This is a genomic window from Methylocystis sp. L43, assembly GCF_015709525.1.
In the GTDB taxonomy this organism is placed as follows: Bacteria; Pseudomonadota; Alphaproteobacteria; order Rhizobiales; family Beijerinckiaceae; genus Methylocystis.
Window position 1 is genome coordinate 170548 of sequence record NZ_JADNRA010000032.1, and the last position, 25694, is coordinate 196241.

Sequence of the window (25694 nt, forward strand, 5' to 3'; positions counted from 1 at the left end):
GATGCGCATCCGCATAAGGCATGAAACGACCTATCGCTATGCCGAGCCGCCGCGAACGGCGGTGCAGCATCTTCGCCTGACGCCGCGCAATCACGATGGGCAGCATGTCGTCGACTGGCGCATCGATGTCGATCGCGATTGCCGACTGGTGCAGTCGGAAGACGCCTTCGGCAATACGCTCCACCGCTTCTCCGTGGACGGGCCGCTTGAGTCGATTTCCACCGTGGTGGAAGGGGAAGTGACGACCTTCGACATGGCCGGAGTCGTATCGGGCGCGGTCGAGCGCTTTCCGCCGGTCCTGTTCATGCGCGACACGCCGCTGACGACGCCGAGCGCAGCGATCTGCGATTTCGCGCGCGAAACGACGTCAAAGGAAAGCGGAACGCTCTCGAAGCTCCATGCGCTGCTTGGCGCGATTCACGAATCACTCACATTCGACGCCGCCGCCACGCATTCGGCGACGACAGCGGCGGAATGTTTCGAGCATCGCAAGGGCGTCTGTCAGGATTTTTCGCATCTCTTCATCGCCTGCGCGCGCGGGATCGGCGCGCCGGCGCGCTATGTGAGCGGCTATTTCCTCGGCAGCGATGACGAGGATCAGGTCGCCGGCCACGCATGGGCCGAGGCCTATGTCGAGGATCTCGGTTGGGTGGCCTTCGATCCCACGCATGGCGTCGCGCCGCAGGAAAATCATGTGCGCGTCGCCGTAGCGCTCGACTATCTGGGCGCGGCCCCGATTCGCGGCGCGCACTCCGGCGGCGGCGGCGAAACGCTGGACGTCAAAGTGCGCGTCGCGCGCGCGGCGGCCTTCAGCCAGTCGCAATCACAATCGCAGTAGCTCGTCTCAGACTCCGACCAATTGATCGACCGCCGCGCTCTGGCGCGCGTCGGCGTCGCTTCGCCCGCGCTCGGGCAAGCCAATTTCTTCGCACGGCGCGAAGCGCAGCCCGTCTTCGTCATATTGAAAATCGCATGCGTTGAGCGCGGCCACGACGCGCGGCCAGACGCCCTTCCTGTCCCAGCGATGGTAGCGCGTATAGGCCGTGTACCATTTGCCGAACCGCGGCGGCAGGCTGCGCCAGGGCGCGCCGGTGCGAACGATCCAGAACACCGCTTCGAGAAAAAGCCGATTGTCGCGGGCTCGACAGCCTGGGTCGCCCTGTTTTCCGGGAAGGACGGGCGCGACGGCCTGCCAATGTTCGTCAGAAAGATAATTCTCAATCAATTGATCCTCCGTCGCGGCGCATTGCGACGTCGACCCGCCGGACCGTCTTCGATGTGAAGGGCCGACATGATCGATCGATATTTCTATCCTAGGTTGTAATTTTAAACAGCACAACCTGTTTTGGCGGGGTCGTCCGGCGAAGATTTGCGTTCAGCCGCCGCATGAGACGGGACGCCAGAGCTCCGAATCCAGGTTTCGAGGGGGTCATCTCACCGCGTCATGGCCGCGCTTGTCGCGGCCATCCACGCGACGACACGAGGCAAATGTGAGGATATGAGCCGAAATTACCGTCTCCGCGCGATGCGTTTCGCGGTTGACCGGCGTGGATGCCCGGCACAAGGCCGGGCATGACGGCTGAGAGTGAGCTGAAATCCACTCGAGCTCGAAGCCCTGGGCTGGACGCGCGCGCGCTTGCGACTTGCGCCTCCCTGTGGCACACAGGCGCCGAACGCGTCGGACGCGATTTCAGTCGTTTCGGGCGATCAAGCGCTGCAGTAGCTCAGTGGTAGAGCACTCCCTTGGTAAGGGAGAGGTCGAGAGTTCAATCCTCTCTTGCAGCACCAGCTTTCCCTAAGGAAATCCAACACTTTGCGAAAGACACGCTCGCGGCGTTTCAGAACGTCCGAGACGGAACGGAACGCGAAAACCCGCGCAAGTTGGGTGAAAACTGGGTAGCGCGTCTACTTCGCCAGGCGCAGTTCGCCACCTCGCGCGGCGAAGAGCAGGACCGCCTCTCACGTGGCATCTATATCACCGCCGTCGCTGCGCGCGAGGAAATGGCGAGAATTCCCCGCCGCATCGTGGACGCCTTTGATGGCGCGATTCCCGAGTTCGCCGCCGCGCTCGCCGCGAAGTGGCAGATCCCTGCGCGAGACGCGACGCATCTGCTGCGCGCAGAGTTTCGGCGGACGCGAACTCGGATGGCGCAGGAATTCGCCGCGCTCGCGGCTGAAGGGCCGGAATTTATCGAACACGACCTGGACGACGACAGACTGACGACGATCTCGGAAGGAAAATTTGAGCGGAATGACAACAACCAAAGGCCACAGCGCCGTTCGGGCAATGAAAAAGCCGACCAAGCTCTCGGAAGGCACGGTCTGGGAGAACTTGGAACTGTTTCCGACGCCGCCATGGGCGACGCGGGAGCATGGCGGCAAGGCGGGGAGAGGAAGAGCCAGTTGGAACTTTGTGCCGCCGTTATGGTTGTGCGTGATCACCAACCATGAGGGCTAAAGCCATGATTGAGAACATCGACATGGATGCACGTAAACGAGCTGCCGTAGGTGTTGCGGCGCTAGTTGGGGTTCTCGTTGGACTTTCCATCCTCACGTCGGAGTTCGGCCGCAGATCGACCGCGCAATTGGGTACAAATTACTCGGATGGCGCCTTAAACGCTGAAGGGATGTTGGCCGAAGTCCGGAACATGCCGCAGAACATTTATGGGTATGCCGGCGGCATGGCGAGAAATGTCGCAGCAGCTGCGAAGTGGTCGGAGGAGGAGTGGACCGTCGCCATTAACGCTGTCAGCGAGCTTCGGCAGAAAAATGAAAAAAATAACGTGGCTCGCCAAGATGACTCCAACGGGGCTTGGCAGCCGCCCGAGGAGATTCGAGGCAACCCCAACTAATTCGCAAAGCGGTCAAGATCAACATTTCATCCAAACGAGCCTCCGCTTCGCGCAACGCGGCCTTAGCTTCCGCGTTGCGTCGATCCCTAGCGAGCACGACTTTAACAGCGCGGGTCCATCGGGTGGGTGGAACTGGATCTTCCGGAGGAACGGCGCTCACTCCGCAGTCGCAGCACGATAACAAGGAGCGATCGCGCCGGCGTCGGCAGGGGCGAGGCGATGCGTGACCGTAAAGGCATGTTAACCATCGGGAAGAAGCTGTGCGCGGGCGCACTGTTCATTTCCATGAGACGCGCGATGATCTGATCGTTGCGAAAACGTTCTGCGTTTCGGAGCGATCAGGGGCCGGGCTGTGAAGGCGCGCCGGCCCCTTTTGCGGGCTTTTTCGATGTCGTCGAGGGGGACGGCGACGCGAGGCGCGCCGGGAGATCTTACGAGAGGATCGAGTTCAAGCGGGAGAAGGCTTTTGAGCTGTAGTCTCTAAAGGGAAGGCTTTCGAAAAAGTCCTCAACGGCTTTGGGGTTCTGGCCCCAGGCGATCAGGAAGCCCGCCACCGCCAATAGCAGCAGGGACAGCAACCCCGACGAGAGGCCGGCGAGAACCCCAACCGCCAGAACGACACCAATCTTGGTCCTGTTGCTCATCGCCATCGCTACGTCTCCTGATTGCGCCTCATCCGCACGCATCACTTAGATCAACATGGTTAATGAACAATGAGCGCGCAAGCTCGCCTGCGCGGCTTAGGCATGGGACAAGCACGGCGCTCCGACGCACGCCAGACTGCTCGGGCGAGCGGGCCCGTTGAGCTTGGAGCGACTTCGAGACAGGCCAGAGTCGATTCAGCAAGCGCGTCGCCGGGGCGACAAACCGGCCCTGAACTCGCGACTTGCGGCGACCGAACGTCTTCAGCCGGAGTAATAGCTGACGATCGCAGCGCCGAGAAAGAAACCGATCGCCCCTAGAATCATCAGTCTCGTTAAACCTTCCGGCATGAACTCTCTCCAGGCAGCGCCGCTCGCCTCAAATTAGCGGTCTCAAGTCCAAGATCAAGAAGCGCTGCGCCCAGAGCGTCGCGATCGCGTGGGCGGAAAAGAAAAGAAAAACCGCAGGCGACGCGGCCTGCGGTTTAAAAAATTTAGCACGCCTTTAGTAGTTATAGAAAGCGACGCAGACGCGGTTGCCGTAATAGTCCCAGCCCCAGCGCGCACAGCGTGGCGGCGGAGCGGTCGCCGCGCCGACGACGGCGCCGCTGGCCGCGCCGATCGCCGCGCCGGCAAGCGTGCCGCCCGCGCGTCCGCCGGACGCCAGCGCGCCAATGCCCGCGCCGCCTAGGCCGCCGATCACGGCGCCGCCTGCTGCGCGTTCACCGGGAGTGTTGCACGCCGCAAGCGGCGCGGCCGCCGCCAGGGCGGTCGTCAGCAGCAGAACTTTCTTCATGCGTTTCTCCTAGGGTGAGGCTGGATCGTCCGCATCCAGGCGAAGCGGCGCCGGACCAGTCCGTTCAATGCGCGCCGCGCGAGTCTTTAACGACGCCGCGGCCGGCGACCGCTTGGGTATGCCGCAAGCCGCATTGGCGTCGCGTGGAGTTTAATAAAAGCGGTCTGCGATGACTGTCGCAAAAATACAACATCGTGCGAGTTTCAGGCGTTCGCCGCTTAGGAAAAGCCCGAAACGCGACGCGTTTTCGCCATAAAGGGACGCGCGCGGCGCTTGGGGCGGGGCCGTAAATTTGCTAGCAGCCACTGTCATTTGCTTTGAAGGACATCGCTCTCATGGATGCAGCCGCATGCGCGGAGGAATTTCGCCGCCGTCTCGACGCCGCCGCCGACGCCACCGAATCCGCGCTCGACGCGCTGCTCGCGCCTGCGCCGCTTCCCGGCGAGATCGCCCGTCCCCCGCGCCTTCTCGAAGCGATGCGTTATTCCTCGCTTGGCGGCGGCAAGCGGCTGCGGCCGTTTCTCGTCATCGAATCCGCGCGACTCTTTGGCGTCGTCGGCGAATCGGCGCTGCGCACCGCCTGCGCGCTTGAAATGATTCATTGCTATTCGCTCGTCCATGACGACTTGCCGGCGATGGACGATGACGATCTGCGCCGCGGCCGGCCGACGACTCATAAGGCCTTCGACGAGGCGACGGCGATCCTGGCGGGCGACGGGCTGTTGACCTACGCGTTCGACGTCGTCGCCGATCCGAAGACGCATCAAGACGCTGGCGTGCGCGCGGCGCTGGTGCTCGCCTTGGCCCGCGCGGCGGGGCTTGGCGGCATGGTCGGCGGACAGGCGCTCGACCTTGCCGCTGAAACCGCGGCGACGCCGCTCACGCTCGAAGAAACCTTGCAGATGCAGGCGATGAAGACGGGCGCTCTGTTACGCTTCGCCGTCGACGCCGGAGGCATCCTCGGCGGCGCGTCTGTGTCGCAGGCGCGTGCGCTGACGCGCTATGGCGAAGCGCTGGGCGCGGCTTTTCAGATCGCCGACGACATTCTCGACGCAGAGGGCGACAGCGCCGCGCTCGGCAAGCGCGCCGGCAAAGACGCCGAACGCGGCAAGGCGACTCTCGTCGGTCTTCTCGGTCTCGACGCCGCGCGCGCGAGACGGGACGCGCTGGTCGCGGAAGCGACGGCGGCGCTGCGCGAGACAGGACTGGGGGAGGGAACCGACATTCTGGCGGAGGCCGCCCGTTTCGTCGCCGCGCGGCGCAACTGAGGAATCGCGCCGATGCCCCGACTAGGACTGTCCACGACCCGTCGGCGCGCCTCGGCGATCCTGGCGCCATTTCGTATTGTTCGCGCGCGCCCGCAGCTCTTTCTCAGTCTCGCGCTCGGCGTCATTGTCGGATTGCTTCTGCCGCAGGCGATGCAGCCGGTCGCCCGCGCGCTCGTCGCATGGAACGCCGTCGCGCTGTGCTATTTCGCTCTCGTCTACATGCTCATCGCGGGCGCCACGCACGACACCATTCGCGAGCGCGCCCAGATTCTCGACGAGGGCCGCTTCGTCATGCTGTTGCTCACGACGGCGATCGCCACCGCCTCTTTCGGAGCCGTCGTCGTCGAGCTTGGTTCGGTGAAGTCAATGGAAGGCTGGGAGAAGGGCGCAGCCATCGCGCTCACCATCATCACGGTGCTCAATTCCTGGCTGTTCCTGCACCTGACCTTCGCCTTTCACTATGCGCATGAATTCTACTTCGAGGAAGAGCATGATCCGGACGAGCCGCCGACGGCGCGCGGCGGACTGCATTTTCCTAACACCCGGATGCCGCAATACATCGACTTCCTGTATTTTTCCTACGTCATCGGCGTCGCCTTTCAGACGGCCGACATAGAAACCTGCTCGTCGCCGATGAGACTGCTGGTGGCGACGCATGGCATCGTCGCGTTTTTTTACAACACCACCATCCTCGCGCTCATGGTGAACGTCGCCAGCCAGCTGGTCTGAAGGACATATGAAGGAAGACGCGGCGGCGATCGACATCAAGACCGAAGCCGCGCGACTGCGCGCGATTTTGATCGGCTCGGTCGGCAATCTCGTCGAATGGTACGACTTTTACGTCTATTCGGCCTTTTCGCTTTACTTCGTCGACTCGTTCTTTCCTGGCGAAGACCCCCTCGCGCAGATGATGTCGGCCTCCGGCGTCTTTGCGCTTGGTTTCTTGATGCGGCCGATCGGCGCCTATGTCTTCGGACGGATCGGGGACGGGCGCGGCCGGCGCGCCGCGCTGATGCTCTCGGTGCTGCTGATGTGTCTGGGTTCGCTCCTCATCGCGCTCGCGCCGACCTATGCGACGATCGGCGTCGGCGCGCCGGCGACGCTGCTCTTCGCGCGCCTCGTTCAGGGCGTCAGTCTTGGCGGCGAATATGGGTCGAGCGCGACCTATCTTGCCGAGATGGCGCATCCCGAGCGCCGCGGTTTCTATTCGAGCTTTCAATATGTGACGATGATCGCCGGCCAATTGCTGGCGCTTTGCGTGCTGCTCATCTTGCAGAATGTTGCGCTCGACGCTCAGGCGCTGCGCGACTGGGGTTGGCGCATCCCCTTCGCCTTCGGCGCGCTGCTCGCCATCGTGGCGCTCTATATGCGCCGCGACCTTGCCGAGACGCCCGCCTTCAAGGCGTCGCGCGCCGAGCGGCGGCGCGGATCGCTCAGCGCGCTGCTCGCGCATAAGCGGGAGACGGCGACAGTCGTTGGACTGACGCTCGGCGGCACCATCGCCTTCTATGTCTACACGACCTACATGCAGAAATTTTTGAAGCTCTCCGCCGGATTGAGCGATGCGGAGACGACGTGGATTGCGGCCGGCTCGCTTCTCTTCGCGCTATGCCTGCAACCGATCTACGGCGCCTTGTCGGATCGCGTCGGCCGCCGGCCGATGCTCATCGCCTTCGGCGTGCTGGGAACGATCTTCACGGTTCCGCTGCTGACTGCGATTCAGAATGCGCGAGACGCATGGATCGCCTTTGCGCTCATCTGCTGCGCCTGGCTGATCGTCGCGCTCTATACGTCCATCAACGCCGTCGTGAAGGCCGAACTCTTTCCAGCGGCGATCCGCGTCACCGGCGTCGCGCTGCCGTATGCGGCGACGGTGTCGCTCTTTGGCGGTTCGGCGGAATATGTGGCGCTCTGGTTCAAGGCGCAGGGGCATGAGAGCTGGTTCTTCTACTATGCGAGCGCCGCAATCTTCATTTCGCTCATCGTCTACGCGACGATGCCGGATACGAAGAGGAATTCTCGGATTGAGCAGGAAGAAAGTTAGGCCTGCTCCGCAGCCGGCCCTATGCCGAGGTCCGACAGGCGCACAGCAAGTTCGGGCGCAAGCATCGGCGTCGCAAGCTCGCTTGACGGAAGCTCCGCGATCTCCGCGTAGCCGCTGGCGCCCAACCGGCGATGAATCCAGATTGTCGCGCGAATGGCGTCGACGACCCACACCTCGCGAACGCCATGAGCCGCATAAATGCCGATCTTACGGCCCTTGTCGTAATTGAGGCTCGAATCCGCGACTTCGATCGCCAGCAGCACAGAAGATCCGTCGAGCGCCTGAAGATCGAGATCGCGACGAAAGACACAGAAATCTGGCTCGACAAACGTGCGTGCGTCGAGCCGAAGCGTGGTTTCCGGCGCGATGGTCAGATGGGCTGGCGCAACACGTTGCAAGAATCGATTCAGCTCAATCTTAATCCACTCATGCCGAGCCCCCTTGGGCGACATGGGCACGACCTCCCCGCCGATGAGTTCGAACCGTTCGTCTTCGTCGATGATGCCGACGCGGACCATCTCCTCGACCTCGGCGACCGTCCAGCAGCGCCGAGGCATGCCCTCGGCGGCCTGGGTCGAGAGTGGGAGTGACGCGGGTCGCAGATGCGGGTTCATATGGGCGCCATAGCACGTCCAGCGCTGGGGGACGTCAGTTATCCAAAAAGCTTCGGAGCTTCCGGCTCCTTGACGGATGCTTCAGCTTCCGCAGCGCCTTTGCCTCGATCTGACGGATGCGCTCGCGCGTCACCGAGAACTGCTGGCCGACTTCTTCGAGCGTGTGGTCGGTGTTCATGCCGATGCCAAAGCGCATGCGCAGCACGCGTTCCTCGCGCGGCGTCAGCGAGGAGAGAACGCGCGTCGTCGTCTCGCGCAGATTCGACTGGATCGCCGCCTCGATCGGCAGCACGGCGTTCTTGTCCTCGATGAAATCCCCAAGATGCGAATCCTCCTCGTCGCCGATCGGCGTTTCGAGCGAGATCGGCTCCTTGGCGATTTTCAAAACCTTGCGCACTTTCTCGAGCGGCATGGCGAGCTTCTCGGAAAGCTCTTCGGGAGTCGGCTCGCGTCCGATCTCATGCAGCATCTGGCGCGAGGTGCGCACGATCTTGTTGATCGTCTCGATCATATGCACGGGAATGCGGATCGTGCGCGCCTGGTCGGCGATCGAGCGGGTGATCGCCTGACGAATCCACCATGTCGCATAGGTCGAGAATTTATAGCCGCGGCGATATTCGAATTTGTCGACGGCCTTCATCAGACCGATGTTGCCTTCCTGGATGAGGTCGAGGAATTGCAGGCCGCGATTGGTGTATTTCTTGGCGATCGAGATGACGAGACGCAGATTCGCCTCGACCATTTCCTTTTTCGCCTGCCGGGCTTCGCGCTCGCCCTTCTGCACCATATGCACGATCTTGCGGAACTCGGAGATCTCGAGTCCCGTCTCGGTCGCAAGCGCATGAATGTCGCCGCGCAGATCCTTGATGCGATCCTTGTCCGCGGCGACGAACTCCCTCCAGCCCTTGGAGCCGAGCTTGGCGACGCGCATGACCCACTTCGGGTCGAGCTCCGAGCCGTGGAACTTGTCAATGAAGTCTTCGCGCATCACGCCGTGGCTGTCGGCGAGCCGCAGGAGCTTCGTCTCATAGCCGATGAGTCGCTTGTTGATGTCGTAGAGCTGCTCGACCAGCGCTTCGATGCGGTTCTGGTTCAGCGACAGCGATTTGACGTCGGCGACGACTTCCTTCTTGAGCGTCTTATATTTGCGTTCCTGCGCGGGCGTCAGGGTCTCGTTCTTGAGCTTGTTCTCGACGTTCTGGTCCTGGAGCCGGCGCAGCTTCTTATACGCGTCGGCGATGCGCGCGAAGGTTTCGAGGACCTTCGGCTTCAGTTCCAATTCCATCGCCGAGAGCGACACGGAGTTTTCCATGTCGTCTTCTTCCTCGAAAGATTCTTCGGCGGGCGGGACGTCCTCCTGCAGCCCGGCGGGCGGGGTCCGCGGCGCGGTCGCCGGCGCCACCAGGTCGGCGGCGGGCGCCGGCTCAGCGGTTTTCGTCGCCTTGCCCTCGGGCCCGGCGTAGGTCGCCTCAAGATCGATGATGTCGCGCAGCAGGACCTTGCCGGCTTCCAATTCCTCGCGCCAGATGATGATCGCCTGAAAGGTCAGCGGGCTCTCGCAGAGCCCGGCGATCATCGCCTCGCGTCCGGCCTCGATGCGCTTGGCGATCGCGATTTCGCCTTCTCGCGACAGAAGTTCGACCGAGCCCATCTCGCGCAGATACATGCGCACGGGGTCGTCGGTGCGATCGGCGGGCTCCGACGTGCGCGTCGCCACCGCGGTCGCACGCGGGGTCTCGACGAGTTCCCCGCCTTCCGGTTCTTCTTCCTCGGGGCTTTGTTCTTCGGCCTCGACGTCGTCCGGATCGTCGCCTTCAGAGACAGTGATGCCCATCTCTGAGAGCATCGCGTAGACGTCCTCGATCTGATCCGACGACACTTCCTCGGACGGCAGCACCGCGTTCAGCTCGGCATAGGTGACAAAGCCGCGTTTTTTCGCGAGCTTGATCATCCGCTTGACGGCGGCGTCGTTGAGATCGAGAAGCGGTCCGTCGGAAGCCTCCGTCGCCGCTACGGTTTCGTTCTCGACCTTATTTTCGTCTTTCTTCGCCATCCACAAGCTCCAAACGCCTCGCCCCGGATCGGCTCCCCGAACCAGGCAAGGCGCAAGTTTTCCAAAAATAGCCAGAGAGGCCGGCCCTCTCTACGCCAAAGCGCGGCAAGCGGACGAAAAAAGCCCTGCCGACCGCGAAAATACCTTCGCACCGCCCCCTAGCGGCGCGTCTTCCATCCCCTCTTCGCCACGGCGCCAACCCATGCGAATTCACAAATTGCGCGATGGCCGGCCGGAAAGCGACCCATACCCTTCCACCGCTGCTTCTGCGCCCTCGAGCGCCGACAACTGGGTCTGAATATCCTTCAGCCGCGCATGATCCCGCTCGCTGGGGTTGTCGGCGAGCAGCGCTTGCACCGCGCGCAACTCTCTATTTAACGCCAATGATCTGCGATGCAAGGCGAAAGCCTGTCGCAGGCTCTCGCCGGCGTCCGCCGCCGCAGCCTCGGGGCGCACGCTCCAGAGCGTCGAATGGGCGGCCATCGCCTCCAGCCGGGCGACCGTCCGCGCGAGTCCAAGCGACGCTAAGAACGGGTGAAGCTCAAGTTTATCGCCCGCGCTGCTCTCCGCAAATCGCAGGAGCGCGTCGCGCAAGTCGCGCGCGTCGGCGGACTCAAGATCAAGCGTGGCCAGATCCTCCGCACGGGAGTCGATCAGATCCGGATGGTTGATCAGGATCAACAGGATAAGCGCCTCACGCGGCGCAATCGCCGACTTGACGCCGCGAAACAGCGGCGAATTCGCCAAGCCTGGACCAATGGTCAAAGGGCCCTCGTCGGAAGCGCGCCGGCGACCGCTCGCGCCACGCCGCGCGACGTCTGGTCGTCGAAACTGGGCGCGCCGGTCGCGACTAAAGAGGCGATCCAGCCGCTGCGCCAGCTCCTGGAGGTAATGACGTCGCAGGTCGTCATCGCCGATCTGACCGACAATCTCGCGCAGCCGCCGCTCGAGGGCGGCGCGGCGCTCGGGCGTGTCGAGCGTCGTCGCGTCGGTCTCGCGCATCCACAGGAGATCGACGAGCGGCAGCGGGTGGTTCAAAGCTTCCGCAAGCGCCTCGGCCCCGCTTGAGCGCAGCAGTTCGTCAGGGTCCTGGCCGTCCGGCAGAAGGACGAATCGCAGCGAGCGCCCGGGGCCAATCAGCGGCAGCGCCGTATCCACGGCCCGAAAGGCCGCTTTCAATCCCGCCTTGTCGCCGTCGAAGCAGAGGATCGGCTCCTCGGCCAGGCGCCAGAGCAGGGCGCATTGTTCGGGAGTCAACGCCGTGCCGAGCGGGGCGACGGCGTTGGGGAAGCCCGCAGCGGCCAGCGCGATGACGTCGACATAGCCCTCGACGGCGATCACCGCGCCGGTTTCATGCGCCGTCTTGCGGGCGTTGTGCAGATTGTAAAGCGTCGCGCCCTTGTGAAAGAGCGGCGTCTCGGGGGAGTTGAGATATTTGGCCTGAGCCTCCGCCTCCAGCGCGCGGCCGCCAAAGGCGATGACCCGTCCGGCGCGGTCGCAGATCGGAAACATCACCCGATTGCGGAACCGATCGTAAGGAACGGCGATCTCCTCGCCGTGGACGAGCAGGCCCGCTTCGATCATGGTTTCGACGCTTGCGCCCTTGGCGGCGAGGTGATCGCGCAGCGCATGGCGCTCGGGCGGCGCAAAACCCAGACGGAATTTTTCGCGCGCGGCCAAGGAAATCTGCCTGCGGTCGAGATAGGCGCGCGCTTCGCGACCCGCGGCGCCGGCGAGCTGCTTTTCGAAAAAGACCGCCGCCGCCTCCAGCGCCTCGCCCAGCGTCGCGCGCCGTCGATCCTGTTCCTGCTGCTCTTTGGTCTCGACGGGCAGGGGCAGGCCGGCGAGGGCCGCCAGCCTCTCCACCGCCTCGGGGAAGGAGAGCCCCTCCGTCTCCATGAGAAAATCGAAGATGTTGCCGTTCTTCCCGGCGGAGAAGTCGAACCAGCGCATCTTCTGGTCGTTGACGTAAAAGGAGGGAGTCTTTTCGGCGTTGAAGGGCGACAAGCCCCGCCACTCCCTGCCTTCCTTCCGAAGCTTCACCTTCTGGCGCACGACCTCGGAGACGGGCAGGCGCGCCCGTATCTCATCGAGGAAGGAAGGGGAAAAGCGCATCGGCTCTCCCTAGCACTCCTTTGCGGCAGGGCGCGAATTCACCAGGATCGTTTGGTCGCCCGCCCGACTCACGGCAAATAGGGAGCATAACGTTGAGACAGAAAATGACTGAAGCGGAAATTGACGCCGCCGTCGCAGCCGATCCCGATTGGGCGGAGTTCGAGACCGTCGACTGGAGCAAGGCGGAGATCGTCACGCCACCGAGAAAGCAAGCGATTTCGATCCGCCTTGATCAGGACCTGATCGATTATTTCAAGTCGCAAGGCCCGGGCTATCAGCGGCGCATCAACGCCGTCCTGCGCAGCTATGTGAAGCAGCGCAAGGCGGGTTGAGCGCGGCTATTCCGACACGACCCGCAGCGGCGCTGTGAAGTCTGGCAGCGAGTCAAAACTGATCGGACCGCCGAACGTCAGGCGCACCGCCGGCGGCTCGACCGGCTTGAAGTGGCGGTCCATGACGCCGACGCCGCAAACCGCGCCGGGAGCGAGGCCGTTGACGCACTGCTGGTAGAGAGGATCGCTCGGCAGCAGCGACCCATAGCCGTAAGTGATCTGGTCGGAGCGCGAATTGAAAATGTTAAAGGCGTCGAACTGGATGCGCCAGCCGTCCGCCCAGCGATAGCCGAGCCGCGCGTTGAGGGTGCCAGTGGCGGGCGAGGTGAAATAGCCATCCGGCGTTAGCGGGCGCGCGCCGAAATAACGATATTTCATGCCGGCGAACCAGCCGGTGGCCTCGCCGATTTCAAGCCCGCCCATTGCGACGATCGCGGGGGCGTTGAAGAGATAGTTGCCGGGGGCGTTGCCAAGGAAGGTTCCGTAAGGCAGCGTCTCCGCCGTCGTCAGTTCGGCATAGCTGAGCCACGCATTCTGATCGACGCCGCGGAAGCGCGTATTCACAATGGCCACATTGCCGTCGAAGCTGATCCAGGACACCGGATGATAGTGATTGGCGATTTCGATGCCGTAGCGGCGACTCGGGCGGCCAAATTCCGTCGTGCCGGCGTCGCCGACATATTGGTTTTCGGAGTCGAGATTGAGCCAGAACAGGCTCACGCTTGAGTCGAGTCCCTCGATGAATTTGGTGCGCCAGCCGATTTCCGCGCCGCGCGACTTCACGAGCAGCGGAATGCGCCCGACGACGGAGAAGCTATCGAGGTCGAGCCCCTCGATGCCGCCAATTTCCGCGCTCGCGAAGCTCTGCACCGTGCCGCGTGCGTCGGTGGAATGGAACCCTTCGCCGAAATTCAGGAACATCTCGGTCGCATACCAGGGACCGAGAATGATCGAGGCCTTAGGACTGAAGATAGACGCGTCCTTCTGGCCATTGTTGAAGGGACCGGTCCACAGAAAGACCGGCAGCCCGGCGCTATTGAAGACTTTCGGGGCGTCCGCCAGGGTCTGAATCGAGTTGGTGGCGGCTGAATAAAGGTCGACGCGCGCGCCCGCCACCGTTCGCAGCCACGGCGTCCAACTCACCGTCGTATCGGTCCAGATGCCGATGCTGCCTTCTCCGACATAATCGTTTCGGATCGAATCGTAGATGTTGCGGCGGAAGCTTTCCTGCAGGCCCAGACGAATGTCGTCATAGCGACCCTGAAGCCCGAAGCGGGTCTGGACGGGAAGACCGAAAGAGTTCCAGGCGATCCCATGCTGAGCGTTGACGCCGACGATCGTGCGGCGGTCGAACTGGCGGAACTGATCTCCGACGTCAGGATGCGCGAGGTAGTACGTGAAGTTGTTGTAGAGCTCCAAAGTCGAGCGGATCGCGTAGGCTTCGACGCGCGAATAGTGATTGCCTTCTGTCTGGCTCCATCGTCCAGAGAGCGAAAAACGAGTCGTGTTGCCGCCATCGGTCGGGTCGAGCGTGCCCCATAGCGACAGCAGGCCGGAGTTGACGGCGCGCATGGGAATCTGATCGGTTGAATACCAGCGGTTGGCGTAGGCCATCGCGGTCAACGACATGCCGTCGCTCTGCGTGCCGCGCGTCCAGCGCAAGACGCCGTTGATCTTCTTTACTTCGTCGCCGCGCTCCCAGGGACCGTTGTAGACATTCATTTCAACGGCGCCATAAGCGTCGCCGCCATAGATGTCCTTGTAAGGCTGGATGGCGAATCCGCGGCCATAGCCGAAGCTGCCGCCTGTTCCGGAGAAATAGCCTTTGTCGATTTTATCGATGTATTGGATGTAGATCGAGCCGGCCGAAGAGAAGTCTCCGTCTTCTGCCGCGTAGGGCCCCTTGTGCACCAGAATCGACGATAACAGCTCGGGCATGAGAAAATTCGTGTCGGCGTAGCCCTGCCCGTGGCCGTGCGTGCGCATGTTCAGCGGCATGCCGTCGAGATAGAGCGCAAGATCGGTTCCGTGATCGAGGTTGAAGCCGCGCAGGAAATATTGGTTGGCTTTGCCCTCGCCTGAGTGCTGCGAGACGATCAAGCCTGGCACGATTTCAAGCGACTCGCTGGGACGCGAATAGGGATAGGCCGTCACTTCCTCGCCGGTGTAGAACTTGTCGCTGGACGACGTGAGCGGCGGCGGCTCTTGCCCGACCGACACCGTGGGATCCTGAATGGCTGGCGTGGGACGAACTGGGCCGCGGCTCGCCTGCCCACTTGGTCGCGATGGCCTCGCAGCGGTGCTGGCCGCCGGGCGATGACCGCCGACATTGATCGTTGGCAGCGCGGTGAACTGCGCCTGCGCCTCCGCGCCCAGGAGCGATATCGCGACGGCGACGGCGGATACGGAAGCGGCGTTTCTGCGGTTCATTCGACGTCACCAACATGCGCGTTATTGTGATTTTTTTTGAAAATTGTCTTACGCGATGCGTTGGGTCAATTGGCTCAATGCAATTTGCCGAAAGCGTTGCCGATTTGCCACAGACGACGCGCTCTAGCTGGAATGGTGCGGGTGGCGGCCGGTCGTGTGACGATCGACGTGGGGCGTTTCGCCCTGCTCGAGATCCGCCGGCAAGACGACGAGCTGCCCGTATCGAACGCCGCGCTCGCCTATCACATGGCCGGCGAAGTGCTCGACATCGGACTTCTGGCCCTTGAGCAGCGACACTTCGAGACAGGTCGCTTCATCGATGTGCACGTGCAGCGTCGCGATCGACATGTCGGCATGAGAGTGATGGTCATGCATCAGTTTTTTCGACAGCTGTCGCGTCTCGTGATCATAGACGTAAACGAGCGCGGCCATGCAGGGGCGGGCGCTGTCATCGGCTTCGGGCGTTTTCAGCAGCCCTGCGCGGACGAGATCGCGAACGGCCTCGGAGCGATTTCGATGACCGCCTGCCTCCATATACTGATCGAGCGCGCTCATCAGCTCTTCGTCGATCGTTATCGTTACGCGTTGCATATGACGGCTCCGGCTGTTCGCGCCTCGCCAAGCGTTCAACCCAGCAAACGTCGGGCAAGCGCGACCACTAGTTCATTACGCCAAGGCGCATAGGCCGCCAATAGCGTCGCGGTTTATCCCATCGGTGATCATCAAGACATTCGACTCGCCTTTTATCGGATGAGTATTGACCAGCGCGCGATGGGCGCTATTGTCTGCATCCGTGCGGTTTTTGAGATTTTTTGGGAGGAGTCTATGGCGCGCTCATCGGACAATCCACAGAACAAACGTCGAGGCAAGAAAGCCCTCGGGGTGATGGGTGTATCTTTGTCGCTTGCGGGCGCCGCCTGCGTCGACAGTTCTCCTGCTGATGCTTCGACGGCTCCCACGACCAGCCGGACGCGCACGATCGACCTCCGCGAACAGGAAGTGTTCGACGTGGGGCTGAATTCGTTCCGCCTGTTCGATCGCGAAGAAGTCCCGGCTGTCAAGACCGAGCAGGTCGCGTGGTGGGTCGGATGCCGCGGCTGCGGCTGCAGGGGCTGTGGCTGCCGCGGATGTCGGGGCTGTGGCTGTCGCGGCTGCGGCTGCCGTGGTTGCGGGTGACGCACTACTGCACATTTGACGGCTGAGTCGGTTCCGATAGGCCATCGGCGCTTCGGCCCGAGGACGTGGGCCGAGGCGAGGCGTGCAGTCAGGTCGTGCGGAACATTTACATAGTGTTCCGCGCAGGTCTGTGGGTCTACGTCGTCTCTCGGATTCCTGAATCGAACAAATCTCGTCGCTCCTGGGCGCGACGAGACGGGGGCGCGCGACAGCCAAATGACAATTGACGTATCTAAACCGCTTGCGCCGAAGCCGGTTTCACAAGAGCGGTTAGGCGACGCCCTTCGATTTGCGCCAAATTTTTCTGTCTATGTCCTGCCGCCTGACGCTGTCTGCCTTTATTCGGAGGACAGAAAGTTTTTCCTTCGAGGCGCGCTTTATTGCGCGCTGGCGGAGCGGATCGGCGCGGGAGAGGACTCCGACGCCATACGCCGGGCGCTCTCCGCAGAGTTTCCCCTCGACTCAATAGACGAGGCGTTCAAGCGACTGCTTGATCGCCGATTCGTCGTCCCGGCGGGCGCATCCGATGACGTTGCGGCGGCCTACTGGGCGAGTCTCGGCCTGCAGCCCGAGGTCGCCGCCAAAAATCTGCAGAAGGTCTCCGTTCAGATCGAAGCCATCGGGATCGGCGGCGCGCGGGAGCTGGAGAAGGCGCTGGACGTTTTCGGCGTCAAGGTCGTGAAGCGCGGAGGCGATCTGACCATCGCCTTGGTCGGCGATTATCTTGAAGGTCAACTCGCGGAGTTCAACCGCCGGCGGCTCGAAGCGAAGCAGGATTGGCTGTTGGTGCAGCCTTCCGGCGTTTTCCCGCTGGTCGGCCCGATCTTCAGCCCGGGCAAGAGCGCCTGCTGGAGATGCCTCGCCGATCGCATGAACTGGAATCGACAGGTCAAGGCTTTCCTCGGCCGCAAGGAGGCGCGCTGCGTCGCTGTCTCGCCGCTTGGCGCCAATCCGCTCGGCCTGAGCGGCGCCGGCATCGCCGCCGCAGAGATCGCCAAGGCGATCGCCAGCGGCTTCCGCACCGATCTGCACGAGCACATCGTGAGCCTGGACCTGATGGGCTCGACGGTGGCCCGTCATTATGTGCCGGCTCGGCCGCAATGCCCAAGCTGCGGCGAGCCCGAGCTGCGCGATCCCGCGCGAGCGCCCACGCCCATCCCGCTGCATGCCGGCAGCGCGAGCGTCGTGACGAGCGGGGGCTACAGATCGGTCGCGCCGGGCGACACTCTTGCCCGCAATCGCAAGCATGTGAGCCCGCTGACCGGCGTCGTATCGCATCTCGATCGGATCAAGAGCCAACAGCCGCTCGACGCGAGCTTCATCGCCAGACATAATTTTTCGCCGCGCCCCGAAACTGTCGACGCCCTCCAGGCCGGACTGAGCGGAGACAGCTATGGCAAGGGCAGCGTCGCCGAACAGGGCGAAGCCAGCGCGCTGATGGAGGCGATCGAGCGCTACTGCGGGATTTTCCAGGGCGACGAGATCAGGACCGTCCGACGATTTACGGATTTCCCGGCCGGCGAGGCGATCCTGCCCGATGACATCCTGCTCTATAGCGACGCGCAATATGAGCAGGGCGCGAAAAGCGGCGGCTGCGGCGAGGGCGCAAAGCGCTTCGATGCCGCCGCGGAGGCGGAATGGTCGCCAGTGTGGTCGCTGCGCGACGAATGTTTTAAATACGTTCCCACCGGCCTTCTGTATTTCTTCCACGAGTCCGGCTGCGCGAATCAGATCAGCGCGGATTCGAACGGTTGCGCGGCGGGCAATACGATCGAGGAAGCCATTATTCAGGGTTTCCTCGAACTCGTCGAGCGGGACGCATATGCGATCTGGTGGTACAACCGTCTGCGTCGTCCGGAGATTGATCTCGACAAGCTCGGCGACAGCTATGTGCGCGACCTCCGCGCCGTCTTCGCGAGGATGGGCCGCGACGTCTGGGCGCTGGACATAACGAGCGATCTTGGCATTCCCGTCGTCGTCGCCGTGGCCCATTGGATCGAGGACGGACGGGAATATATCGAAGTCGCAGCGGGCGCGCATTTCGATCCAAGGATCGCGACGCTGCGCGCCATGACCGAGCTCAACCAGTTTCTTGCCATCGAGAGCCTCGGCGGCCGTCCCGAGCTCGGGCCCGATGACGATTATGGAGGCGACCCACTGCCGCTGCGCAAGCACGCCTATATGCGGCCGCAGGGCAAGGCGTCCTTCGGGCGGTCGCGGTTCAAGAATTTCGCCCAACTCGACGGCCGCGACCAGGTGCTGGCCTGCGTCAAGCTCGCCGCGCGGGCTGGGCACGATTTCCTCGTCCTCGATCAGACGCGCCCCGACATTGACGTGCCGGTGGTCCGGGTGATCGTTCCGGGACTGCGGCATTTCTATCGCCGCTTCGGCCCCGGACGTCTCTACGACGTGCCCATCGCGCTAGGTCTGCGCAAGCGGCCGGTGCGCGAAGCCGATGTCAATCCCTTGTTCCCCCGCACCTAATTTGTTTAGCGATACGTCCCAACCGCCCGCGCCGCCGGCAAGGCTCTTCGCACGACTCAATCCTGGCGTGACGCTCGAGCCCAACGCCACGGGCGGCCTCTCCGCCGTTTTCGACGGTCGGACCGTGGAGTTCGGAACTTTCGGCGCCGATGTCGCAGGGCGCGCCGCCGAGTTCGAAACGGGCGTAGCATTCGATGGGGAGCGGGACGGGGAGATCCGCGAACTCGTCCGCAGGCTGGCGCTTTACGGACTCTTGGAATATCGCCTGGCCCGCGCGCCGAGCGGTCCCGACCTCATCGTCATCGAGCCGCAGATGCGCGACTATGCGCCACGGCTGGTCGCGGTGGACGAGGATCGCGCGGTGGCGCTGTCGCGCTTCGCCTATATTCGGCGGCGCGGCGCCGACATGGTGCTCGAGTCTCCGCGCGCATGCGCGCTCTTCCGATTGTGCGATCCTAGCGTTGCAGCAATGATCGCGCATCTGTCGGAGGCGCGTACGGTGAGAGAGCTCCGCAATTCGCCTAACTTTCCGGGCGTTGAGCTGCTGGCGCTGCTCCTTGACGGCGAGATCCTGTTCACGCCCGACCCTGACGGCGACACAGCGCTTCGCGCGGCCGAAGGCGACGACGATCTCATCTTATGGGATTTCCACGATCTGCTGTTTCACGCCCGCAGCACGAACGGGCGTCACGCCAATCCCTCCGGCGGAATCTATGCCCACGCGCATCTCGCAGCGCTGCCGCCCGCGATACGGCCGAGCTGGCCAGGGCCGGCGATCGACTTGAAGACGCTTGATGCGGCGCCGCCTTCGGCCTTTGCGGCACTGTTGCGGCGCCGACGCTCGACTCGCATTTTCGATGAGCAGCGCCCGATCACGCTGGCGGAGGTGGCGCGGCTCCTCGACGGCGCCGCACGAATCATATCGCGAGAGCGAAAGACTGACGAAGACGAGGATGAATCGTTGGAGGTCGCCCCTCGCCCCTATCCGTCGGGCGGCGCGAGCTATGAATTGGAGCTCTATCTCGCCGTCGACAGATGTGAGGGTCTGGCACGCGGCTTCTATCATTACGACGCCAGCCGCCGCGCTCTTGTTTTGATCGAGACCAACGCGCATTGGCTTACGGCGATGCTGGAGGACGCGCAATTCGCCATGGGCGCGCCGGCGGTCCCGCAAATCCTCATTACAATGTCGGCGCGGTTTAGCCGCGTGTCCTGGAAATACAGCGGTTTCGCCTATGCGCTCGTTCTGAAACACGTCGGCGTGCTGATGCAGACGCTCTATCTGATGGCCGCCGAGATGGAGATCGGCGCCTGCGCGATCGGGGTCGGAGACATCGACCTCTTTGCAAAAATGACGGGCCTCGCGTTTCACGTCGAAGGATCGGTCGGCCAGATCGCGATCGGACGCGGCGTTCAAAGCGATTCAACGCCCGTCACCGATTGACGGCGCATCGCCAGCGCGACTGACAGATCTGCGATCAGGGATCGTCCCATGACTGGCGCAGCACGACGCGATGTATTGATCGGAGCCGGGACATCCGCTCTGGCGGTCGCGACCGCGCCATGGTCGCGCGGGGCGTTGGCTCAGAAGACCCATTCCCTTCCCGCATCGGAGTGGGATTACTGCACGATCAAAGATCTCGTGGCCGCCTTGCGGGCGCGAAAAATTTCCGCGCTGGAGCTCACGGATTGCGCGATTGCGCGCATCGAAACGGGAGACCGCCGCGTCAATGCCGTCGTCGTGCGAGACTTCGAACGCGCTCGCGAGGCGGCCAAGGCGGCGGATATCGCACTGTCTCGCGGAGAAAGGGGCGCATTGCTTGGCGTCCCGATGACGGTGAAGGAATCCTTCGATATCGCCGGACTGCCGACGACCTGGGGCGACCCGCAGTTCACGCGCTTCATGCCGCAAGAAGACGCCTTGGTCGTGGCGCGTTTGAGGAAAGCGGGCGCCGTGATCCTTGGAAAGACCAATGTTCCGCTGATGCTGAGCGATTGGCAGACCTACAACGACATCTACGGCACAACCAACAACCCTTGGAATCTTCGGCTCACGCCAGGGGGATCCTCGGGCGGCTCGGCGGCGGCGCTTGCTTGCGGTTTCGGGCCGCTGTCGATCGGCTCGGACCGTGGCGGTTCGTTGCGCGCGCCAGCGCATTATTGCGGCGTCTATGCTCACAAGCCGACATCAGGCCTTGTGCCTAATCGCGGACTGACCCCGCCGGGCGCGCCGCCCTTGCCGCGCGATTGCGATCTCGGGGTCATCGGTCCTATGGCGAGAAGCGCTGCGGACCTCGCGCTTGCGCTCGATGTGATCGCAGGACCGGACGAGGAACGCGCCGGCGCCGGCTACCGGCTGGCTTTGCCCTCGGCCCGGCACGATAGCCTCAAGAACTTCCGCGTTCTCGTCATCGACACGCATCCGCTTGGCCGTACCGCCAGCGTGGTGAGGGCGGCGCTCGGTCGATTGTCGGAGCGGCTCGTCCGTGCGGGGGCCAAACTCGCGCACGCGAGTCCTTTGCTGCCCGACCTTGCCGAATCGGCGCGTCTTTATGTTCGGCTGTTGTCCGCATTTTGGGGCGCGGATTTGCGACCCAGCGTCTATGCCAGGCTGCGCAGCGCGGCCGCAGCGCTGTCGCCCCGGAACCGGAGCCTCGCGGCCGAACGTACGCGCGGCGCGGTCATCAGCCATCGGGATTGGCTGGCGGCGGACGGGGCGCGGAGCGAGCTTCAGGAGCGGTGGCGAGAGCTCTTTCGTGACTGGGACGTCGTGCTCTGCCCGGCGACGCCGACGCCCGCTTTTCCGCACGATCATTCGCCGATCGAGTCGCGACGCATCCAGATCGACGGCCGATCCTACGCCTACCTCGACGCCCAAATCCTGTGGGCGGGGCTTGCCACGATCTCCGGTCTTCCGGCGACGGTGGCGCCGATCGATCGAACAGAGACCGGCTTGCCGATTGGCGTGCAGATCATAGGACCTTACCTCGAAGATCGCACGACGATCGCCTTCGCCGAACTCCTCGAGCGGGAGTTCGGCGGTTTCGCGCCTCCGCCGGATTACGCGTAGGTCATTGAGCGCAACGCCGCCATCCGCGCTCTTCGTAACCCCAACGGACGCGTCGCTGGCGTTAATTTTTCTCCGCCGGCGACGGCGACGCCTGCAGGGCGACTAAGCCGAGCTGTCATTGACGACCGCCACAGGGGGCCGGCCGACGTCGCGCACAACAATCATTGGCTGTCGGCGCGCGCCTTCAGGTCGTCTCCATAACTCCCAAAACCGCGCCGATCTTCTGCGCCAATTGCTCGATCGAGAATGGCTTTGGCAGGAAATTAACGCCGCGATCGAGCACGCCGTTATGAATCACCGCGTTTCGCGAAAACCCCGTTGTAAACACCACCTTCAGATCGGGACGACGGCGCAGCGCCTGTTCTGCAAGGGCGCTACCGTTCATGTCTGGCATAACGATATCGGTGAATAGCAGCGCGATCTGAGGATTGGCGTCGATAAGCGCAAGCGCCTCGGCGCCGTTCCCCGCAGCGAGCGCGCTATATCCCAAGTCGTCCAACATCGCGACGGCGACGCTCCGCATCCGGTCCTCGTCTTCGACCACGAGGATGAGCATCTCCGGCGTGCCCTCAAAGCCGGCCCGATATCGCTCGTCTGGTGAGTTGGAGCCACGGCTTCTCGCTCGATGACGAAGCGCGGCAGATAAATCTTCACCGTCGTGCCCTGGCCAGGCTCCGAATAGATTTTGATGTGCCCGCCCGACTGCTTGACGAAGCCGAATACTTGACTGAGGCCGAGTCCCGTTCCTTTGCCAGGGCCCTTGGTTGTGAAGAACGGCTCAAACGCCTTGGCGATAACCTCCGGCGGCATGCCGGCTCCAGTATCGCTGACGGCGACCAATACGTATTGACCCTCCTTCACTTCGGCGTGTTCCCGCGCGTAGTGGTCGTCGATATAGGCGTTCGAGGTCTCGATCGTCACCTTGCCTTCGTCGTTCATCGCGTCGCGGGCGTTGACGGCTAAGTTCAATAGCGCGCTCTCGAGTTGGTTGGGGTCGACGTGGACCCGCCAGACCCCGCTCGCCAGAACCGTCTCGACGTTGATGGATTCGCCAAGGGTGCGCCGGATCATCTCCGCCATGCCGCCCACCAACTTATTGGCGTCCACGGCCTGAGGCGCGAGCGGCTGCTGACGCGAAAAGGCGAGCAGGCGATGGGTTAAAGCTGCCGCGCGATCGACGCATTCCATGGCCTTGTCGATCAAGCTGTCCTGGTCGATCTCGCCGCGCGCCATCTTGCGCTTCAGGAGGTTGAGGCATCCGACGATGACCGCAAGCATATTGTTGAAGTCATGCGCCAGTCCGCCTGTAAGTTGACCGACGGCTTGCATTTTTTGAGACTGTCTGAGTTGGCTTTCCACGCGCTCCCGCCGTTCGCTTTGCTCGGCTGCGAGGGTGAGCGCGTTTTGAAGCGCAATATTGGCTGTTTGGAGTTCGCCAACCTGCCGCTGTCGGTCCTTGAGGGTCGCCCAACCCAGGAGAGCCGCTAACAGGAGAGCGCCTGTAACGCCGAACTGCGTCAACGTCACCGTCCAGCGCATTTCGGCGTTTCTTTTCGTCAAGAGGCGCGCTTCTTCGGCGAGCATTTCGGCAATAATGCTGCGCGCCTCGTCCATGAGCTGTTTGCCGGCGTTAACGCTATCGGACAAAGACATATCCGGCGTGATCCGGCGTTCCTGAATGCTTTTTTGTAATGAAGCCAGTCTTTCCGCCGCGACCGAACGCAAGCGGTCCAGTCGTTGCTTCTGCTTTTCGTTGTCTGATACAGCCCCTTCCAACGTCGCCCAGCGCTCGCCGATCGTTTGGTCGGCGTTACGGAACCGCTCCAAAAACGCTTCGTTGCCCGTCAGCAAGAACCCCCGCTGGCCGGTTTCCGCATCCTGAAGGGTGGAGAGAGCTTGCAGAAGCGCTGTGCGCGCTGAAAGCGTGTGCTCGACCCATGCTTGAGCTATCACCTGTTTCTCAAGGGAGAGGGCCGCGCCAACGATCGCTGCGACGAGAAGTCCAAAGATAGTCCAGGCAGGGTCTTTCTTGGAAGCGTAACCGTTACTGTCATTTTCCATGACCTGTTCCACGACCTGGCAGACAGACGACGCGATCAGATTTACACGAGTGGGGGTCTGTCAACCTCCCGCTGCATTGGCCCGCGTGCTCAGGACGGCGTACGTCTCTCCCGAGGACGCGCCGCGCGCTGCTCGCGCCATGATGACAGCGCAAAGTCTTTGTGGAATGCCTTGAGCGGAAGCGCGGCGGGCGCGCCCGCCGGGTCATGAGTCGCTCGGGTTAAGAGGCGCCGGCGATCACGGCACTGATTGAACGCCCTGCGCTCCAGACGCTTCTTACGTTCGAACCGCTTCCATGTTCTGAGCGGGAATGGTGTGGGCCGTCTTATCCCAACTCAACGGTTGCCCGCGCACTTTATGGCGCCAAACGAAAATATAGAGCGCGCGCAACGCTGCGGAGAAATTAATGAAGTTCGAGAAAACGACCCTTGGCGCCGCCATCAGACCTTGGCCGAACCCATAGATCGACGTCGTAAAGATCATTCGCTGGATGAGCCGGTTGATGAGCAACAGGATGTTGACGAAGAACACTACGCGCAGGGTAGGGTCGAGCATTGCATAGCCGGCGATGCGCCATTCTTCGCTCACTGTTCCAAGAAGAAGGATCGCAACTGCGTCGAAGGCCAGGAAATATGCGACGACGGCGATGATGCCGGACAGGATGCCCTTGCGGTCGCGTAGAAAAAACAACCTCTCGGTAAGCGTGTTGCCCCAGCCAAGCTTCGAGGCCCCCTGGAAGCCGATTCCCAGGAGCCAGCGTGCGCGTTGGCGATAGGCGGCTCGGTAGTCGCTCGGAAAATGTTCTCTCGCCGCAATCGCGAGCGGCGTTGCGATCCGCTGCACCTGATCGGTCCCGCGCGGAATATCCAGCGTATAGGGAGCCTCATTGAGAATGAACGCGGATTTCAGGCCAAGGCTCTTCATCGCGAAGGCGACGTCGTAGTCCTCAGTTAAAGCAACCGGGTCGAACACCTCGCCCTGTCGCCAGGATTTCAGCGCTTCGATCGCTCTCCTGCTGAAACAGGCGGCCACGCCGGCGCACGGAATGACGCCCGTTAGACGCTGCCGGACAAACAGATCCTTATTATGAAACTCCGCGAACTCATCCATGTAGGTGCCCGCGGTCATTTGAAGGAGCGTGCGCCGAAAGGAATATACGGGGATCTGGATGAAATCGAAGGTGGCGATGAGCGCGCTGAACAGCGGAAATTCCAGCGGATGGATGACATCCTCGCTGTCGTGGAGCACAAATCCTTGAAACTCTATATTTGAGTCTTTCTCATACTTGCCGATTTCCGCGATGAGCGCGTTGAGACAATCGGCTTTCGTCGTCGGCCCGTCATGCGGACCGATCACGAGACGGACATTCGCCGGGAGTTCCGCAGCGGCCCTGAGCACTTCGCGCTGAGTCGCCGCATCGTTCGGATAGGCGCCAACGAAGAAAACCGTTGTCGCCGAATGGACGGCGTTGGTCTTCAACATGTCGTAAATGACGTCCTCTTCGCGCCAGGCCGGCACCATGACCGCGAGAGGGCGTTGCGGACGTTCAAGCAGCTCTTGCTCAGAAAGCTGAGACTGTTCGGCGCGAATCGTTCCTGAAATTCTCATAGCCCAATAAATGATGTCTACGAGGACATCATCGAGGCTATAAAGAATAATGGCGACGCCAAATACAAAGAACAGCCCCACCAGCGCGTCGACATAGGCGACCGTGGCGTCCGTCAAGTCAAACATCAGTCGTCCTTAAGCCCTTCAGCC

The 25694-nt window shown here is 62.6% G+C and carries 21 protein-coding genes and 1 tRNA gene; 10 read left to right on the top strand and 12 right to left on the bottom strand.

The window, feature by feature from the left end; translation table 11 throughout:
• Window position 1 precedes the first annotated feature (1 nt).
• The gene (locus IYX23_RS13230; RefSeq protein WP_196393955.1) at window positions 2-838 is read left to right on the top strand and encodes a transglutaminase family protein; all 837 of its coding nucleotides are present in this window, start codon (window positions 2-4) and stop codon (window positions 836-838) included.
• A gap of 6 nt (window positions 839-844) precedes the next feature.
• Here the strand turns inward: IYX23_RS13230 and IYX23_RS13235 are convergent, their stop codons facing one another.
• Window positions 845-1225: a transposase gene (locus IYX23_RS13235; protein ID WP_196393956.1), complete on the bottom strand. Its 381-nt coding sequence runs from the start codon at window positions 1223-1225 to the stop codon at window positions 845-847.
• A 488-nt stretch (window positions 1226-1713) separates the two neighbouring features.
• Here IYX23_RS13235 and IYX23_RS13240 point away from each other — a divergent pair.
• Window positions 1714-1788: transfer RNA gene (locus IYX23_RS13240), tRNA-Thr, on the top strand.
• A 171-nt stretch (window positions 1789-1959) separates the two neighbouring features.
• On the opposite strand, the gene IYX23_RS19955 is transcribed toward IYX23_RS13240, so the two are convergent.
• Complete coding sequence (locus tag IYX23_RS19955) at window positions 1960-2445, bottom strand: hypothetical protein (protein WP_196393957.1); 486 nt, start codon at window positions 2443-2445, stop codon at window positions 1960-1962.
• A gap of 17 nt (window positions 2446-2462) precedes the next feature.
• Here IYX23_RS19955 and IYX23_RS13250 point away from each other — a divergent pair, with 17 nt between their 5' ends.
• Window positions 2463-2852 (top strand): hypothetical protein, encoded by a 390-nt coding sequence (locus IYX23_RS13250; RefSeq protein WP_196393958.1) that lies wholly within the window; start codon window positions 2463-2465, stop codon window positions 2850-2852.
• Between the two features lie 431 nt (window positions 2853-3283).
• Here IYX23_RS13250 and IYX23_RS13255 read toward each other — a convergent pair whose 3' ends face one another.
• Together IYX23_RS13255 and IYX23_RS13260 are read right to left on the bottom strand one after the other, a co-directional pair.
• Window positions 3284-3502, bottom strand: a complete 219-nt coding sequence (locus IYX23_RS13255; RefSeq protein ID WP_246716758.1) for a hypothetical protein — start codon at window positions 3500-3502, stop codon at window positions 3284-3286.
• 496 nt (window positions 3503-3998) lie between these two features.
• Complete coding sequence (locus IYX23_RS13260; RefSeq protein ID WP_196393959.1) at window positions 3999-4289, bottom strand: hypothetical protein; 291 nt, start codon at window positions 4287-4289, stop codon at window positions 3999-4001.
• Between the two features lie 335 nt (window positions 4290-4624).
• Here IYX23_RS13260 and IYX23_RS13265 point away from each other — a divergent pair, with 335 nt between their 5' ends.
• Genes IYX23_RS13265 through IYX23_RS13275 form a run of 3 tightly spaced genes read left to right on the top strand, consistent with a single transcriptional unit; the run spans window position 4625 to window position 7601 of the window.
• A complete protein-coding gene (locus IYX23_RS13265) occupies window positions 4625-5557 on the top strand; it encodes a polyprenyl synthetase family protein (protein WP_196393960.1) in 933 nt (310 codons plus the stop codon).
• 12 nt (window positions 5558-5569) lie between these two features.
• Window positions 5570-6286, top strand: a complete 717-nt coding sequence (locus IYX23_RS13270; RefSeq protein ID WP_196393961.1) for a DUF1345 domain-containing protein — start codon at window positions 5570-5572, stop codon at window positions 6284-6286.
• A gap of 7 nt (window positions 6287-6293) precedes the next feature.
• Entirely contained in the window at window positions 6294-7601 is a 1308-nt protein-coding gene (locus tag IYX23_RS13275) for an MFS transporter (protein ID WP_196393962.1), read from the top strand.
• Here IYX23_RS13275 and IYX23_RS13280 read toward each other — a convergent pair.
• The 3 genes from IYX23_RS13280 to dnaG all read right to left on the bottom strand — a co-directional run bounded on the left by IYX23_RS13280 (window position 7598) and on the right by dnaG (window position 12383).
• Window positions 7598-8215, bottom strand: a complete 618-nt coding sequence (locus IYX23_RS13280) for a Uma2 family endonuclease (RefSeq protein WP_196393963.1) — start codon at window positions 8213-8215, stop codon at window positions 7598-7600. The two genes, IYX23_RS13275 and IYX23_RS13280, sit on opposite strands and share 4 nt — an antisense overlap.
• A gap of 34 nt (window positions 8216-8249) precedes the next feature.
• Entirely contained in the window at window positions 8250-10268 is a 2019-nt protein-coding gene (gene rpoD / locus IYX23_RS13285; protein WP_196393964.1) for an RNA polymerase sigma factor RpoD, read from the bottom strand.
• A 210-nt stretch (window positions 10269-10478) separates the two neighbouring features.
• Window positions 10479-12383 (bottom strand): DNA primase, encoded by a 1905-nt coding sequence (dnaG, locus tag IYX23_RS13290; RefSeq protein ID WP_196393965.1) that lies wholly within the window; start codon window positions 12381-12383, stop codon window positions 10479-10481.
• A 104-nt stretch (window positions 12384-12487) separates the two neighbouring features.
• Between dnaG and IYX23_RS13295 the strand changes: the two genes are divergently transcribed.
• Window positions 12488-12715 carry a BrnA antitoxin family protein gene (locus IYX23_RS13295; RefSeq protein ID WP_196393966.1) on the top strand — a complete coding sequence of 76 codons (228 nt, stop codon included), beginning with the start codon at window positions 12488-12490 and terminating at the stop codon, window positions 12713-12715.
• Window positions 12716-12721: 6 nt separating this feature from the next.
• Here IYX23_RS13295 and IYX23_RS13300 read toward each other — a convergent pair whose 3' ends face one another.
• Both IYX23_RS13300 and nikR read right to left on the bottom strand, forming a co-directional pair.
• Entirely contained in the window at window positions 12722-15145 is a 2424-nt protein-coding gene (locus IYX23_RS13300) for a TonB-dependent receptor (protein ID WP_196393967.1), read from the bottom strand.
• 123 nt (window positions 15146-15268) lie between these two features.
• A complete protein-coding gene (gene nikR / locus IYX23_RS13305; protein WP_196393968.1) occupies window positions 15269-15736 on the bottom strand; it encodes a nickel-responsive transcriptional regulator NikR in 468 nt (155 codons plus the stop codon).
• A gap of 801 nt (window positions 15737-16537) precedes the next feature.
• On the opposite strand from nikR, the gene IYX23_RS13310 reads away from it, so the two are divergent.
• The 3 genes from IYX23_RS13310 (at window position 16538) to IYX23_RS13320 (ending at window position 21875) form a co-directional block, all read left to right on the top strand.
• On the top strand, window positions 16538-18805 hold the full coding sequence (locus IYX23_RS13310; protein WP_196393969.1) for a TOMM precursor leader peptide-binding protein: 2268 nt from the start codon (window positions 16538-16540) through the stop codon (window positions 18803-18805).
• A 67-nt stretch (window positions 18806-18872) separates the two neighbouring features.
• Window positions 18873-20249, top strand: coding sequence for a SagB family peptide dehydrogenase (locus IYX23_RS13315; protein WP_348643662.1), 1377 nt, complete (start codon window positions 18873-18875; stop codon window positions 20247-20249).
• A gap of 48 nt (window positions 20250-20297) precedes the next feature.
• Window positions 20298-21875 carry an amidase gene (locus IYX23_RS13320; RefSeq protein WP_246716762.1) on the top strand — a complete coding sequence of 526 codons (1578 nt, stop codon included), beginning with the start codon at window positions 20298-20300 and terminating at the stop codon, window positions 21873-21875.
• Window positions 21876-22059: 184 nt separating this feature from the next.
• Here the strand turns inward: IYX23_RS13320 and IYX23_RS20290 are convergent, their stop codons facing one another.
• The 3 genes from IYX23_RS20290 to IYX23_RS13330 form a co-directional block, all read right to left on the bottom strand.
• The gene (locus IYX23_RS20290) at window positions 22060-22374 is read right to left on the bottom strand and encodes a response regulator (RefSeq protein ID WP_246716791.1); all 315 of its coding nucleotides are present in this window, start codon (window positions 22372-22374) and stop codon (window positions 22060-22062) included.
• Complete coding sequence (locus tag IYX23_RS13325) at window positions 22257-23936, bottom strand: CHASE3 domain-containing protein (RefSeq protein ID WP_246716765.1); 1680 nt, start codon at window positions 23934-23936, stop codon at window positions 22257-22259. Before IYX23_RS13325 ends, IYX23_RS20290 begins: the two co-directional genes overlap by 118 nt.
• A gap of 276 nt (window positions 23937-24212) precedes the next feature.
• Entirely contained in the window at window positions 24213-25670 is a 1458-nt protein-coding gene (locus IYX23_RS13330) for a glycosyl transferase family protein (protein ID WP_196393971.1), read from the bottom strand.
• Between the last annotated feature and the right edge of the window lie 24 nt (window positions 25671-25694).

What these genes read in the sequence shown, in the direction of transcription:
- IYX23_RS13230 (WP_196393955.1), top strand. Translation starts at nt 2, where the DNA reads ATGCGCATCCGCATAAGGCATGAAACGACCTATCGCTATGCCGAGCCG.
- IYX23_RS13250 (WP_196393958.1), top strand. Translation starts at nt 2,463, where the DNA reads ATGATTGAGAACATCGACATGGATGCACGTAAACGAGCTGCCGTAGGT.
- IYX23_RS13255 (WP_246716758.1), bottom strand. Translation starts at nt 3,502, where the DNA reads ATGGCGATGAGCAACAGGACCAAGATTGGTGTCGTTCTGGCGGTTGGG.
- IYX23_RS13260 (WP_196393959.1), bottom strand. Translation starts at nt 4,289, where the DNA reads ATGAAGAAAGTTCTGCTGCTGACGACCGCCCTGGCGGCGGCCGCGCCG.
- IYX23_RS13265 (WP_196393960.1), top strand. Translation starts at nt 4,625, where the DNA reads ATGGATGCAGCCGCATGCGCGGAGGAATTTCGCCGCCGTCTCGACGCC.
- IYX23_RS13270 (WP_196393961.1), top strand. Translation starts at nt 5,570, where the DNA reads ATGCCCCGACTAGGACTGTCCACGACCCGTCGGCGCGCCTCGGCGATC.
- IYX23_RS13275 (WP_196393962.1), top strand. Translation starts at nt 6,294, where the DNA reads ATGAAGGAAGACGCGGCGGCGATCGACATCAAGACCGAAGCCGCGCGA.
- IYX23_RS13280 (WP_196393963.1), bottom strand. Translation starts at nt 8,215, where the DNA reads ATGAACCCGCATCTGCGACCCGCGTCACTCCCACTCTCGACCCAGGCC.
- rpoD (WP_196393964.1), bottom strand. Translation starts at nt 10,268, where the DNA reads ATGGCGAAGAAAGACGAAAATAAGGTCGAGAACGAAACCGTAGCGGCG.
- dnaG (WP_196393965.1), bottom strand. Translation starts at nt 12,383, where the DNA reads ATGCGCTTTTCCCCTTCCTTCCTCGATGAGATACGGGCGCGCCTGCCC.
- IYX23_RS13295 (WP_196393966.1), top strand. Translation starts at nt 12,488, where the DNA reads ATGACTGAAGCGGAAATTGACGCCGCCGTCGCAGCCGATCCCGATTGG.
- IYX23_RS13300 (WP_196393967.1), bottom strand. Translation starts at nt 15,145, where the DNA reads ATGAACCGCAGAAACGCCGCTTCCGTATCCGCCGTCGCCGTCGCGATA.
- nikR (WP_196393968.1), bottom strand. Translation starts at nt 15,736, where the DNA reads ATGCAACGCGTAACGATAACGATCGACGAAGAGCTGATGAGCGCGCTC.
- IYX23_RS13310 (WP_196393969.1), top strand. Translation starts at nt 16,538, where the DNA reads ATGACAATTGACGTATCTAAACCGCTTGCGCCGAAGCCGGTTTCACAA.
- IYX23_RS13320 (WP_246716762.1), top strand. Translation starts at nt 20,298, where the DNA reads ATGACTGGCGCAGCACGACGCGATGTATTGATCGGAGCCGGGACATCC.
- IYX23_RS13325 (WP_246716765.1), bottom strand. Translation starts at nt 23,936, where the DNA reads ATGGAAAATGACAGTAACGGTTACGCTTCCAAGAAAGACCCTGCCTGG.
- IYX23_RS13330 (WP_196393971.1), bottom strand. Translation starts at nt 25,670, where the DNA reads ATGTTTGACTTGACGGACGCCACGGTCGCCTATGTCGACGCGCTGGTG.